Raw genomic sequence first — 13,183 nt, 5'->3', positions numbered from 1 at the left:
GGCAAAGGGAAGTGGAAGGAAAGTCAAGATGAAGAAAGACCTCGTCAGAGACGAATTGGAGCACGGTGCGAAGGGTGAGCTTTCACCTCGGGAACAGATGGAGTCGGGGGAGTGGTTTGATGCGGCGGATGGGGGGCTTGAGCGGGATCGCATTCATGCGCGCGAGGTGATGCTGCGGTTCAACACCGATCCGGCGCTGTCGTCTGAAGAGCGTACGGAACTTTTGCATGGGTTGTTTGGCGCATTGGGTGAGGGTACGGAGGTGTCTCTTGGCGCACAGGTGGACTATGGCTTCGGCATCTTCGTCGGGCGCAATAGTTTCTTCAACTTCAACTGCACGTTTCTCGACGGCGCGCCCATCGTGTTTGGCGACGACGTGTGGGTGGGGCCGGGCTGCACGTTCGCCACGCCGCTGCATCCGCTGGTGGGCCGCGAGCGCGCGAAGCGCATCGACGCAGATGGCACGCCGCATTTGTGGGAGCGTAACCTGCCTATCACCGTGGGCAACGACGTGTGGATTGGGGCGAACGTCACGGTGAACCCCGGCGTGACCATTGGGGACGGGGCTGTGGTGGGCTCGGGCAGCGTCGTCACGCGCGACGTGCCGCCGCGCACGCTCGCGTTCGGCAACCCCTGTCGGGTCTTCCGCGAAATTACCGACGCCGACAGCATCGCGGACGCACTCGCCGAGGCGGGCCTCGCGTAACGCGGGGCACCCGCGCGCTCGCAAGCCGCCGCTGCGCCCGCACCCGCGCCCCTGCGCTTCACAAATCTTCACCAAGGAAAACTTTTTCGTGCCATGCGGCGCGATAAGCGTTACTATGGTCTCCGAAAAGTAAACGAAGGCTAACGCTCCCGCGCGAACGGGGGCAATGCGCGCGCAAGGAGACGATCAGTGGGCGCTTTGAACAACCTGCCCATCGGCAGCACAGCCACAGTGGTGGCGGTCGGCGGCGAAGGGTCGCTGCGGCAACACTTCCTCGACATGGGCATTATTCCGCAGGTTGACGTGACCATGGTGAAGCACGCGCCCATGGGCGACCCCGTGGAGGTGAGCATCCATGGCTACGAACTCACGCTGCGCGTGGACGACGCCCGCAAGATTGAAGTGGCTGATGAGCGCCCCGCCGACACGTCCCGCACGGGCGCGCCCCGCGAGCGACGCCTCTTCCACGAGCAGAAACCCCTGCCGCACCCCGGCCTTGGCGAGGGCGGCAAGTTCCACGACAAGGACGACGAAAGCCCGCTGCCCGAAGGCGAACTCATCACGCTTGCGCTCGTGGGCAACCAAAACTGCGGCAAAACCACGCTCTTCAACCAGCTGACCGGCGCAAGCCAGCACGTGGGCAACTTCCCCGGCGTCACGGTTGATCGCAAGGATGGCACCATCCGCGGTCACGCGGAAGCGCAGGTCACCGACCTGCCGGGCATCTATTCGCTCTCGCCGTACTCCAACGAGGAAGTGGTCACGCGCCAATTCCTGCTAGACGAGCACCCCCGCGGCATCATCAACATCGTGGACGCCACCAACGTCGAGCGCAACCTGTACCTCACCATGCAGCTGTTGGAACTGGGCGTTCCCATGGTGCTCGCCCTCAACATGATGGACGAGGTGGAGGGCAACGGCGGCACCATCCGCGTGAACGAGATGGAGAAGCTGCTGGGCATCCCCGTGGTGCCCATCACGGCATCGAAGAACGAAGGCACGGCTGAGCTGGTGGATCACGCGCTGCATGTGGCTCGCTTCCAGGAACCGCCCATCCGTCAGGACTTTTGCGCAGCCGACGCACACGGCGGCGCGGTGCACCGCTGCCTGCACGGCATCATGGCGCTAGTGAGCGACCACGCCGAGCGCGCCGGCATCCCCGTGCGTTTCGCGGCCAGCAAGCTGGCCGAAGGCGACCCGCTCGTGCTGGAAAAGCTCCAACTCGACGACAACGAGCGCCACATGCTTGAACACATCGTGCGTCAGATGGAGGTGGAACGCGGCCTCGACCGCGCCGCCGCCATCGCCGACATGCGGTTCGCCTTCATCGAGAACGTGTGCGACGCGTGCGTGGTGAAGCCGCGCGAAAGCCGCGAGCACGCACGCTCCATTCGCGTGGACAAGCTACTGACCGGTACGTTTACGGCCATCCCCGCATTCGTGGCCATCATGGCGCTGGTGTTTTGGCTCACGTTCAACGTGGTGGGCGCGTGGCTATCCGAGTTGCTGGATACCGGCATCGGTGCGCTCACGGATGTGGTGTCGGGCGCGCTGGCCTCGGCCCATGTGAACGAGGTGCTACAATCGCTCATTATCGACGGCATCTTCAATGGCGTTGGCAGCGTTATTGGCTTTCTGCCCACCATCGTCACGCTGTTCTTTTTCCTGTCCCTGTTGGAAGACTCGGGTTACATGGCGCGCGTGGCGTTTGTCATGGACAAACTGCTACGCAAAATAGGCCTGTCGGGCCGCTCCATCGTGCCCATGCTGGTGGGCTTCGGCTGTACGGTGCCGGCCGTCATGGCGTCGCGCACGCTGCCCTCGGAGCGCGACCGCAAAATGACCATCCTGCTCACGCCCTTCATGAGTTGCTCGGCGAAACTGCCCATCTACGCGTTTTTCACGGCGGCGTTCTTCCCCGCGCACGGGGCCGCCGTCATGGTAGGCCTGTATTTCGGTGGCATGCTGGTGGGCGTGTTGGTGGCGCTTCTTATGCGGAAAGGCCTGTTCACGGGCGAGGCAGTGCCGTTTGTAATGGAATTGCCGAACTACCGCATGCCCAGCCCTCGCAACGTCGGCCAGCTTCTGTGGGAGAAGGCGAAGGACTTTCTGGAGCGCGCGTTCACTATCATTTTCCTGGCGACCATTGTCATTTGGTTCTTGCAGACATTCGACTTCGGGCTGAACGTGGTGGCCGATTCGGCCGACAGCATGCTTGCTGTGGTGGCGGGCTGGCTTGCGCCGGTATTCGCACCGCTCGGGTTCGGCGATTGGCGCATCTCCACGGCGCTTGTGACGGGCGTGATGGCGAAGGAAAGTGTCGTGTCCACGCTGTCGGTGCTGTTCGGAAGCACGGAAGCGCTCACGGCCGCGCTCGCTCCGCTGGCGGCGCTGGGGCTTTTGGTATTCTGCCTGCTGTACACGCCCTGCATTGCCGCCATCGCGTCGGTGAAGCGTGAACTGGGTGGACGCTGGGCGCTCGGGATGGCGTTTGGCCAGTTGGCGGTGGCATGGGTGGCCGCTCTTGCCGTGCGCGGCGCGGGCCTGGCTGTGGAAGCCGGCGGCTGGACCATGGCCGTGGCGGTTGTGGTAGTGGTGGCGATAGCGCTGGCCGTCTGGCGCGTACATCGTCGCGGCGGGGCAGTAGCAAGCTGCGGCGGCTCCTGCGCCGGCTGCGCGAGCGCCGGCAGCAGTGCCTGTGCGGCGTGCCCAAGCGCCCCCGCAATGCAGGTAAGCGAATCCCCCGAACCCGAATCATCCCGCCTGTCCTAAAGAAAAAGTGTGACGCGCTTCGCGCTAGCTACTACGCCAGAGAGTATCCAAGTCCCTCACTTTATGACGCGGGCTGACTGACTTGAAAGCAAGGTCTTACAAGAGGCATAACCTCCGTAGTAGGCTGTAACAAAAGCCCCCTACCTGTCAGGTTGGCCGTAGGGCAAGGGCTCTGCCCTTGCCGACAACTACGTTTGACCTGCAGGTTTGCTGATGCTGAGCGGCAAGGGCAGAGCCCTTGCCCTACGGAAAAACCCGCAAAGGGGACTTTTGTTACAGCCCCGTTCGCGCGAAGCGCGAAAACTCAGGTCAAGGTTGAGTTCTCTGCCTTTGGCGGAGAGGGCGCTTCGTGAAACGCCCCTACGGTCAACCAGCTCAATCATTGCAGGCTGAGACATATCTTCCGGCCAGACAGCCCGCGTCATAATGCGAGGGATGGGGGTGCCCTTCTGGCGTAATCAGTAGCGCGTAAGCGCATCACACTTTGGCGCGTCGCGCGTGGGTTAGTGCATCTCCAAGTTCTTTTGCAGCACCGTTTCTGCCAGATTGCTACCGGCTTGTGGCGCTCTTTTCGCTCGCTTCTTACAATGCCCCTGCTCGGCAATATGCCTCTTTCGCAGACCTTTTACAAACGTCGTCAGTTGTTTCCCATGGAACTCAATTTCACCCATTTTCGGTAGCAATCTGCCCCAAACTGCTCCGAGAACGGCGTTTTGTGTTCACAAGAGTGGTTTCATATCAACCTGTCAGTAGACCGTAGGGCAAGGGCTCTGCCCTTGCCGCCGGTAACGTTGACCTGCAGGTTTATTCCCGCCGATCGGCAAGGGTAGAGCACGCTTCCCCTTATTCCCTATAGCTTGCCTACCAAGTCAATGCCGGGGTGCAGAACCTCGGCGCCGGGCATCCAGCCGGCGGGGCACACGGAGTCGCCGTGTTCGGCCACGAACTGGCTCGCCTGCACGCGGCGTAGCAGCTCGGCGGCGTTGCGGCCGATGTTGCCCGCGTTCACCTCGTAGCACACGATGCGGCCCTCGGGGTTCACGATGAAGCTGCCGCGCTCGGCCACGCCGTCTTCCTCGATATACACGTCGAAGATGTCGGCCAGCTTGTGCGTGGGGTCGGCCAGCATCGGGTAGGGCAGGTTCTTGATGTTTTCGGACGCGTCGTGCCACGCCTTGTGCACGAAATGCGTGTCGCATGACACGGAGTAGATTTCGCAATCCGCGGCCTTGAACTGGTCATACAGCGCCGCGAGGTCCTCAAGTTCCGTCGGGCACACAAAGGTGAAGTCAGCCGGGTAGAAGAAGAACACGCTCCAGTGGCCCAGCACGTCGTCCTTCGTGACGGTGATGAAGTCGTCGCCGTGGAACGCCTGAACCGAGAAGTCCTCGATCTCTTTGTTGATCATCGACATGGGTTCGCTCCTGTCTAACGTGGGCAGCCGCGCCGCCCGCTAATGTTTCCCAAAGCGAACTTTCTCATAAATGCTACTGCATGAGTAGCGATTCATACGCTCTGCGGACAATCTCCAAACAAAGGTGCAGAAGGTTAAACGCAGGGGAACGAATCGCCCCTCAAAAAGGTGACGCGCTCCGCGGCCTCGTACGCCACGAGGCAACCACCATCCGTATTCGCCTGCGCGCAGCGCGTCACACTTACACAGAGAGCTTCGCCCTTTATGCATGCCTATCGGGTACAATGGGGGCATGGATACTCCGGCACGCATACTCATCATTGAAGATGACGTTGACATCAACCAGTTGGTGGCCGCCTCGCTTGGCAAAGCGGGGTATGCGTGTGCGCAAGCGTTTTCGGGCAGCGAGGCGCGCCTTCTGCTGAAAGTGGCCGCGGCGGGTGCCGAAGAGCCCTTCGACCTCGTCATCACCGACCTCATGCTGCCGGGCGCGTCCGGCGAAGAACTCGTTGCCGAAATTCGCGCGGCGGGCGACGCGCCCATTATTGTGGTGTCGGCGCGCACGGACGCCGCCGACAAGGTGGCGCTGCTGCAACTGGGTGCCGACGACTACCTCACCAAGCCCTTTGACCTGGACGAACTGCACGCCCGCGTAGCCGTACAGTTGCGCCACGCCTCTCGCGGCGCGCAACGCTCCACCGGCGTGCTACGCTTCAAAGACTGGACGCTCGACGCGGAAGCGCGCACCCTCACGGCCGCCGGCGAGCCCGTACGACTCACGCGCCTGGAGTTTGGCATCATCGAAGCGCTCGTGCGCCGCCCCAAAAAGGTGTTCACGAAGCGCGAACTATTCGAAGCCGCCTGGCACGAGGAATGCTTCGTGGAGGAAAAGGCCGTCACGGTGCACGTGAGCAACATCCGCAGCAAACTAAAACCCTCCGGCACCGACACCTACCTAGAAACCGTATGGGGCATCGGCTTCAAACTGGCGGAATGAACGTGTATTGTCATCCTGAGCGGAGCGAACGCAGTGAGCGCAGTCGAAGGACCCCGTGCGGCGACAGCTATGATGGCCATGCCCTCACTTCTTTACCCTTTCTTAACTATTTCAAGGCGGTTTGCTGAATACCTCTTTCGTATTGTGGTTGGCAGGCAAACAACACGCACTACGAAAGGAGCGCGACGTGAACGTAGTAGAAACCTACGGACTCATGAAGACGTTCGGCGGCAAAACGGCCGTCGATCACTTCGACATGCACGTCAGCCAAGGCGACATCTACGGGTTTGTAGGACGCAACGGCGCAGGTAAAACCACGGTTATGAGGATGCTGTCCGGGCTGGCCGAGCCAACCGGCGGCGAGGTGCGCGTGTTCGGCACCGCGCCGCGCGAAGCGGGAACGGCGCGGCGCATCGGCGTGCTCATCGAGGCGCCGGGGCTCTACGGTTCCATGAGCGCGCAGGACAACCTCATGCTGAAAGCGCTCGCGCTTGGCCTGGTAGATCCCAAGGCGAAGGTGCGCGACCTGCTTGAATTCACCGGCCTCGGCGCGGTGGGGAAGAAGAAAACTAAGCACTTCTCCATGGGTATGAAGCAGCGCCTGGGCCTGGCGCTGGCGCTGCTGGGCGACCCGGATTTGCTGCTGCTGGACGAGCCGCTGAACGGCCTCGACCCGGAGGGCGCGCGTGAGATTCGCCAGCTCATCATGCAGCTGAACGATCAGCGCGGCATCACGGTGGTCATCAGCTCGCACGTGCTGGAACAGCTGGGCAAGATGGCCACGCGCTACGGCGTCATCCGCGAGGGCCGTATGGTGCGCGAGATTACCGCCGCCGAGGTCGACCAGGAATGCAGCGACTTTCTGCAGGTGGAGGCCGCGAACCCCACGCTCGCGTTCGCCGTGCTGCAAGAGCGCTTCCCCGGCCTACGCTTCCAGTCCATGCCAAATGGCGCCATCCGCGCGTTTGGCGATGTGGATGCGGGCACCGTGGGCGCGGCCCTCAACGAGCAGGGCATTGCGGTGAGCGGGCTGTACGCACACAAGCGTGACCTGGAGGAATTCTTCGTGGAAATGATGGGGGCTGAGTATCGTGGTTAATATCTTGAGGATGGATGTGTACCGGCTCGTGCACGGCAAGAGCCTGTGGATCATGCTCGCCATCATTGTGGCCATGGCGGTAGCATCCGCTGGAGCGATGGCCTATATCGCCAGCCCTGAATTCATGCAAACCCTGCAATCGTCCGGCGGCGGCGTCGTGCACATTGGCTTCACCAACGGCTCCGGTCCCGACGCGAGCGACTACGCCGACGCAGCCGAGGTTACGGCAATGATGGAGGGAAGCATGACGCCGCAAGCACTGGTGGGCTCCCTGTTTCTTAACGGCGGCGGACTGAGCTGTCTGTTCGTTATCTTCATCGCCATCTTTCTGGCGGCCGAATTTGAAAGCGGCTTCAGCAAAAACGTGTTCACCGCACAGCCGAATCGCCTGGCGTTTCTGGCGGTGCGTACGGTGGAAATCATCGCGCTGGCTGCGGTGTTTACCCTGGTAACCACTGGTGTGACGGTGGCAACGGCCGCGGCGGCAGGGTTCAATCTTCTGCCGACCACGCTGCCTGACGTGCTGCTGTGGGGCGCGCTGGTGACGCTGGCCATCGCTGGCTTCGGCATGCTGACGGCGCTGGTGGTATGGCTCACGCGCAAAATGTCGGCGAGCCTGGTGGTGGGTATCATTCTGGCCGCTGGCATTGGCACCATGCTTTTGCAAGGGGTGGCGCTGCTGGTGCCAAGCGTGTCGTTCCTCACGGACTTCACGCTGACCACGTGCTTGGCTTCGCTTTCGAAAGGCTTTGATGTGGCGGGCGGCCTCGGCCCGGTGCACATCTTGCTGGTGGCTGCGGCGTTTATCGTGGGCAGCGCCGCACTTGGTGGCCTCGCGCTGCAGAAGAAGGACGTGTAACCCATGAACTTGACGGCCTGCCTTCCCCTCGCTGTATTGGTACTGGCGCTTGCCGTGCTGGTGCTGGCGGTGCAGCTGGTGCGCTCGGAGCGCGAGCTGCGCTCCATCGCGCGGTTCCTCACGGAGCGCGACACGGCCAGCAACACGCGCGTCACCATTGGGGTGCACACGCGCGGGTTCGTGCGGCTGGGGCAGGCCGTCAACCGGATGATCGACCGCCATCAGGGCGAACGGATTGCTGCTGAGGAAGGCAAGCGCGAGGTGCGCCGCGGGCTTACGTACCTCTCGCACGACATCCGTACGCCGCTTGCGGGCGCGCAAGGCTACGCGCAGCTGGCGGCTGAGGAACACGACGAGGCCGTGCGGGCGCGCTATCTGGAAGTGGTGGCCCGTCGCCTCGACGACGTGGAAGGTCTGCTCGACCAGCTGTACGCCTACGCGCAGGTACAGGATCCGGACTACCGTGTGGAACGGGAACCCGTGGAAGTGAACGAAGTGCTGGCCGAGGCGCTGGCATCGCTGTATGCCCAGTTCAAGCAGCGTTCGTGGCAACCGGTTATACAGCTTGAGGACGAGCCGCTGGTGGCTGCGTCGAACGCTGATGCCCTCGGGCGCGTGTTCCGCAACCTGGCCGTGAACGCCCTGCGCTATGGCAGTGAGCCCCCGCGCATCGTGCAGCACGGCCGCGAGGTGTCGTTCGCGAACTGCGTCGCCAACCCTGAGTCCATTGATGCCGACCGCCTGTTCGAACGCTTCTACCAAGGCGACGCCGCCCGTTCAGGCGAAGGCAGCGGCCTGGGGTTGGCCATCGTAGCCGAACTAGCAAAAGCCCTCGACTTGGAATTGACTGCGCGCCTCGAGGCCGACGTCCTCACCATCACCCTCACGTTCCCGAAGTGAACCTCGTGCAGCGCCGTGACCTTCGCGCGTCACATACTTTCGCGTTTGCGTGCGGTGGTGGACAACGGCGGAAGCAGCTAAGCGTTGAACAGTTTACGTACTTCGGCTATTAGTTGTTTGCGGGTGAATACCAGCAGGCCCAAAAGGAAAACGCTGGCGGCTAGGGCGCTCACGAGGGCGGGGACCTCCCACGTCACCAGGCCGAGCGCTACCAGCGCGAGCGGCGCCAGGCCTAGCAGTACGTCGAACAGCAAATACTTCGCGTAGCCGGACACAAACGTGCCGCGAAATACCGCAAGCAACACCGTGTCATACACAAGTGCCACCAGGCAGATACCGGGGATAACGTACGTGGTCACGGCGCTGTTGCGCGTGACGAGATACCACACCGCCGCAATGCCCAGCAGCACCAAAAAGTAGCGCGCCACCACGCGCAAAAAGTCGGGCGAGTGCGTAATGATGTTGCGCACGAACAGGTAGTTCACCACCAGCGCCACGCACACCGACACCACGATATCCCACGGCAGAGGAACCAGATAGCCTATAAACAGCGTGACAAGCAACGCCGCGCCCGTCACAAATCCCAGTACGGCCAGCGCCACCGTGCCTGACTTACGAACCTCGTTCACAGGGAATACCGCGGGCGATGCCTCGCCAGAAAGCTCCGCTTGGCAGAGCGGACAGCGGTCGAGGTCACCGTTCAGGCTAATGCTGCACTTGTCACAGCGCTTCATCGTTGGCCTCCGTCCTGCGACACGGGTGCGGATGCAGAAGGGGAAATGCATGCAACGTCGGCTTCGCCCTTCGGCGCGTCAACATGCGCGAACTCACCTTGGCCGCCCCTCCCTCCCTCAACACCCTGCGCGCCAGCGGCTTCGTCCTCCGTATCCCCAGTTCCAGCTCCCGCTGCCTCCGCTTCCGCGCTCTTCCCGCCCAGTCGCTTCATCGACGCCTCCAACTGGGCCTCGCGCCTGTCCTCGGCCACTTCCTCACTGGTCTTGTTGATGTTGAGGACCCCCTCAATGCCCAGCCCCGAGAAGTAGCGGCAGAAGTTCTTCACGATGTCGCGGTTTGCAAACACCGTAGAAATGCCCACGCTCAAATCGTCGCCGAACGACGACAGCAGAAAGTTTAGGCCGGTGGAGGACGTGAGCACGTTCACGTCGCGCAGGTAGGGCGCCACGCGCTCATCCACCGTGATGCGCCCGAGGTTTGACACCGTCGTCGTGGTCTCGCGCGCGGTCAGGCGGCTTGCGAAATCCAAAATGAGATCCTTCACGAACAGCGGCGCCAGACGCAAAAGCGGGTTCTTCTCCAGCGCAATCATGCGGTTCATGCGCGGCTTCAGGCTTTCCACCAGCGTGGCTTCCTTCAGCTGCGTTTGCACCTGCGCGGCCACGGCTTCCACGGGCTCATCAACCTCCCCCGGCGTGTAGGTGACAAACGCCAGCCCGAAGAAGTTCTTCACCGTGGTGGACTTGAAGAATTGCCGCAGGTCAACCGGCACGTCAATACGAATGGTGCGCCCGCGGTCGCGCCGCGGCATCTCGTCGCGGATGGCGCACATCACGGCCGCAATCATGAGCGCCGTCAAACTCACGCCGTTCCCGCGCGCCACGTCAAGCACCTCACGCGCGCTCAGGTGAAACTCCATGTAGGTGGGGTCGGCCAGATCGCGCCAGCCGCTGATGCGATACACCTTCGGCGTGGGCGTGGCGGCGGCCAGGCCGGGTTCGAAATACTTGTCGAAACTGTTCTCGGACTTCTGCGCATCGGAGCCATCGTATTCATGCGGCACGCCTTCCACACCGTAGCGTTCCTCCACGTACGCGTACAGAAGCGCCTTGAAGAAACTCAGCGTGCCGCGCCCGTCCGACACCATGTGCGACACTTCCAAATTGATGCGCGCGCGGTAGTAACTCACGCGCATGAGCACGCTTTTCGCGTGAACATGCAGGCCAAAGCAGATGGGCAGGTTCTCCTGCTGCACCTGCGGGGTGCTGGCGGCCTGTTCCAGATAGTGCCAGAACATGCCGCTGCGCAAACACACGTTAAAGTTGGGGAATTCGTCCACCGTGCGCTCAAGCGCGCGCTGGAGGGCGGCTTCATCCACCTCGTCGGTGAGCGTTGCCGAATAGCGAAACACCGTCTGAGCAGAGCTTCCTGCCTGCGACGAGTAGAACTTTCCCACATTGTCTAGTCGGTACCAAGTAGCCCGAGCCACGCCGGTTCGCCTTCCTGCTTCAACTCCTCGTCGTCGAGGAAGTGCTTCATTATGCGGTAGGTGTCGCGCACGATGCTGAACACCGGCGGGTACAGCAGGTAGCCGTGCACCGCGTCAAGGATACGATAGCACGCCACGTCGTTGCCGTCATCTGCGAGGCGTTGCGCGAACACTTCGCCCTCGTCGCGCAGGGGGCAGTATTCGGCCGTGAGCATGAGGGTGCGCGGCATGCCCGAGAGGTCGGGCGCCAAAAGCGGCGCAAAGTAGGGGTTCGAGCGGTCGGCGGGGGAGGCCTGGTAGAGGTCCATGTAGCCCTCGATGTCGCGCCAGGACAGCAGGTAGTCCTCGCCGTTGTCGCGCACGGAATCGAACCACGAGGTGGTGAAGGCGTGGTCGTTGTACGTCACGGGGTAGAGCAGCATTTGCGTGCGCGGAGAGAAGGTGCCGCGGTCGCGCGCCATGAGCGACACGACGGTGGCCAAGTTGCCGCCGGCGCTGTCGCCGAAGAGCACGATGTTGTGGGGGTCGACGTCGGGGAGCAGATTGCCCGCGAACAGCTGACGTGCGGTTTCGTAGCAATCTTCCGGCGCCTGCGGGAAACGATGCTCGGGCGCGCGCCGGTAGTCCACCGACACCACGCGCCGCTCCAACTTGATGGCCATAGTGGTGCACGCGTCCAGGTAGAAATCCACGTTGCCGTTCACCCAGCCGCCGCCGTGGAAAAAGAGGACGGTCCCGCGCGAGTCCTCGCACACCTTCAGCCCATTGGCCAGCGAAAAGTCGAAGTCAAGCGGCGTGAACACCCGCAGGGGCACCTCGTAACCATCGGGCATGACCGCATGTGCTTCGTCGATGCGACACCGCGGGTTGGGTATGGCCATGCGCGCCATGATATCTTCCGCGAAGCGCTGAGCCTCGTAAAAGTCTTTGATATCCGGCCGCAACCGCGTAGCCGCCTTAAACGCCGCCAACACCGCCTTATTAAGAGGCATAAAGCCACCCTTCCTAGGTCCAGCTGGCGAGAATCCCCCCAACCGCGCGACGCAAAACGCGCCAACGAAGATTTATCGTAACACAAGCGTATGCGCGCGAAGTGGGGCGTGGGAAAGGCGCTTACCAGCCACTTTGTTCCAAATCGTTAGCCCAATTCATGAGTCTTACTTTGACTTCAGCTAAATCACCAGTACGGTATCCATAACGCTCTACTTCTTCGGGCTCGATGGTTACAACCGCTCTCAAGCATTCGATAAAAAGGCTTTTAGTAAGACCCAAATCATGATCTAACGTGAGGTTTAGTAGTGTCTCGTCACTGAATAAGCCGGAGGTATGAATTTTGTCGGCATCAAGGTAGTCGCGCGGTTCTCCGCGACTGCACATCGCTCCCAGTTTGTTCGCTACGGCATCACGTACGTCAAGAACCGGTCCAACTTCCAAGCGTGCAGGAGGATATTCGCGGTAATCAATTCCCATATCAAACTGGAGCGTTACCCCTTCGCGTTCGACTTCTGCCGAGTAATAATGAGGTGACCTTTGGTGTTCCCGAATGTGATATCCGCACTCTTCCAGGTGTTTTGTGAGAATAGTAACCGCGGTTTCAAACTGATTATCTTCTGCCGTGACGGCGCAGAAAAGGTCGATGTCTTCCGTTGGTCGCTCGATAAGTCCGTGTTCGCGAATGGCTCCCGAGCCAGCGAGTACGAACCCGTAGGGTGAAAGAACGGAAAGTGCTTCGTGCGCGAGGGTGCGTTGCATGTCTTTTAGCATGCGGCGAGCTTTGCTCTGAGGTTTCCGCGCAGTTCGGGGAAGCGTTCTTGCCACTGACGGGCGGCTTGGGCTGGTACGCTCAGGTGTGGCCACACGGAGGTGAGCAGCGCCTTGTTGAGGTAGCGACACTGCTGCTCGACGGTGCCTTCTGAAATGATGGCTTGGTAAGCCAGTTTCACATTCCCGCGCGTGGATAACGGCACGTCCCCACCACCCGGAGCCCAGAGCAAGGATTTTGGAAGCGTGATCGTTCCAGAGGAGGGACCACGAAGGTCATCAAGGCTGCGAGGAATGCTGTAGGGCTTCCCATCACTCAGACGCGTACGAACACCTTTTACTTGCGATATGTTGTGAGCTGCTTGCATGTCTTGCAGTATACCAAGAACTTATGAGCGCAGCGTGAACGAAGGCCGGTCGCTGCCTTGCTTGTTGACTCATGGTGGCAAAA

12 protein-coding genes are annotated in these 13,183 nt (G+C 61.6%); 6 read left to right on the top strand and 6 right to left on the bottom strand.

Annotated elements, in window-relative coordinates:
• Positions 1-28: 28 nt before the first annotated feature.
• Both QNJ86_RS10390 and feoB read left to right on the top strand, forming a co-directional pair.
• A complete protein-coding gene (locus QNJ86_RS10390; protein ID WP_283832555.1) occupies positions 29-706 on the top strand; it encodes a sugar O-acetyltransferase in 678 nt (225 codons plus the stop codon).
• Positions 707-895: 189 nt separating this feature from the next.
• A complete protein-coding gene (feoB, locus tag QNJ86_RS10385) occupies positions 896-3,478 on the top strand; it encodes a ferrous iron transport protein B (protein WP_283832554.1) in 2,583 nt (860 codons plus the stop codon).
• Positions 3,479-4,328: 850 nt separating this feature from the next.
• Here feoB and ahpC read toward each other — a convergent pair.
• Positions 4,329-4,892: an alkyl hydroperoxide reductase subunit C gene (gene ahpC, locus QNJ86_RS10380; RefSeq protein WP_283832553.1), complete on the bottom strand. Its 564-nt coding sequence runs from the start codon at positions 4,890-4,892 to the stop codon at positions 4,329-4,331.
• 292 nt (positions 4,893-5,184) lie between these two features.
• Here ahpC and QNJ86_RS10375 point away from each other — a divergent pair, with 292 nt between their 5' ends.
• From QNJ86_RS10375 to QNJ86_RS10360, 4 genes are all read left to right on the top strand, one after another.
• The gene (locus QNJ86_RS10375) at positions 5,185-5,889 is read left to right on the top strand and encodes a response regulator transcription factor (RefSeq protein ID WP_283832552.1); all 705 of its coding nucleotides are present in this window, start codon (positions 5,185-5,187) and stop codon (positions 5,887-5,889) included.
• A gap of 187 nt (positions 5,890-6,076) precedes the next feature.
• Entirely contained in the window at positions 6,077-6,988 is a 912-nt protein-coding gene (locus QNJ86_RS10370) for an ATP-binding cassette domain-containing protein (protein WP_283832551.1), read from the top strand.
• Entirely contained in the window at positions 6,981-7,847 is an 867-nt protein-coding gene (locus QNJ86_RS10365; RefSeq protein WP_283832550.1) for an ABC transporter permease, read from the top strand. Before QNJ86_RS10370 ends, QNJ86_RS10365 begins: the two co-directional genes overlap by 8 nt.
• Positions 7,848-7,850: 3 nt before the next feature.
• Positions 7,851-8,747, top strand: a complete 897-nt coding sequence (locus QNJ86_RS10360; protein WP_283832549.1) for a sensor histidine kinase — start codon at positions 7,851-7,853, stop codon at positions 8,745-8,747.
• Between the two features lie 77 nt (positions 8,748-8,824).
• Here QNJ86_RS10360 and QNJ86_RS10355 read toward each other — a convergent pair whose 3' ends face one another.
• From QNJ86_RS10355 to QNJ86_RS10335, 5 genes are all read right to left on the bottom strand, one after another.
• Positions 8,825-9,481 carry a DUF6320 domain-containing protein gene (locus tag QNJ86_RS10355; RefSeq protein WP_283832548.1) on the bottom strand — a complete coding sequence of 219 codons (657 nt, stop codon included), beginning with the start codon at positions 9,479-9,481 and terminating at the stop codon, positions 8,825-8,827.
• Positions 9,478-10,971 carry a phthiocerol/phthiodiolone dimycocerosyl transferase family protein gene (locus QNJ86_RS10350; protein WP_283832547.1) on the bottom strand — a complete coding sequence of 498 codons (1,494 nt, stop codon included), beginning with the start codon at positions 10,969-10,971 and terminating at the stop codon, positions 9,478-9,480. Before QNJ86_RS10350 ends, QNJ86_RS10355 begins: the two co-directional genes overlap by 4 nt.
• Positions 10,944-11,963, bottom strand: coding sequence for an alpha/beta hydrolase (locus QNJ86_RS10345; protein WP_283832546.1), 1,020 nt, complete (start codon positions 11,961-11,963; stop codon positions 10,944-10,946). Before QNJ86_RS10345 ends, QNJ86_RS10350 begins: the two co-directional genes overlap by 28 nt.
• A 121-nt stretch (positions 11,964-12,084) precedes the next feature.
• Positions 12,085-12,735, bottom strand: a complete 651-nt coding sequence (locus tag QNJ86_RS10340) for a nucleotidyl transferase AbiEii/AbiGii toxin family protein (protein ID WP_283832545.1) — start codon at positions 12,733-12,735, stop codon at positions 12,085-12,087.
• Positions 12,729-12,938, bottom strand: coding sequence for a hypothetical protein (locus QNJ86_RS10335; RefSeq protein WP_283832544.1), 210 nt, complete (start codon positions 12,936-12,938; stop codon positions 12,729-12,731). The genes QNJ86_RS10340 and QNJ86_RS10335 overlap by 7 nt, the downstream gene beginning before the upstream one ends.
• Positions 12,939-13,183 lie beyond the last annotated feature (245 nt).

This window comes from Gordonibacter faecis (assembly GCF_030077735.1).
GTDB classification, from domain to species: Bacteria; Actinomycetota; Coriobacteriia; order Coriobacteriales; family Eggerthellaceae; genus Gordonibacter; species Gordonibacter faecis.
This window is presented reverse-complemented; position numbering and strand designations above follow the sequence as displayed.

What these genes read in the sequence shown, in the direction of transcription:
- QNJ86_RS10340 (WP_283832545.1), bottom strand. Translation starts at nt 12,735, where the DNA reads ATGCTAAAAGACATGCAACGCACCCTCGCGCACGAAGCACTTTCCGTT.
- QNJ86_RS10375 (WP_283832552.1), top strand. Translation starts at nt 5,185, where the DNA reads ATGGATACTCCGGCACGCATACTCATCATTGAAGATGACGTTGACATC.
- QNJ86_RS10390 (WP_283832555.1), top strand. Translation starts at nt 29, where the DNA reads ATGAAGAAAGACCTCGTCAGAGACGAATTGGAGCACGGTGCGAAGGGT.
- QNJ86_RS10360 (WP_283832549.1), top strand. Translation starts at nt 7,851, where the DNA reads ATGAACTTGACGGCCTGCCTTCCCCTCGCTGTATTGGTACTGGCGCTT.
- QNJ86_RS10355 (WP_283832548.1), bottom strand. Translation starts at nt 9,481, where the DNA reads ATGAAGCGCTGTGACAAGTGCAGCATTAGCCTGAACGGTGACCTCGAC.
- QNJ86_RS10345 (WP_283832546.1), bottom strand. Translation starts at nt 11,963, where the DNA reads ATGCCTCTTAATAAGGCGGTGTTGGCGGCGTTTAAGGCGGCTACGCGG.
- ahpC (WP_283832553.1), bottom strand. Translation starts at nt 4,892, where the DNA reads ATGTCGATGATCAACAAAGAGATCGAGGACTTCTCGGTTCAGGCGTTC.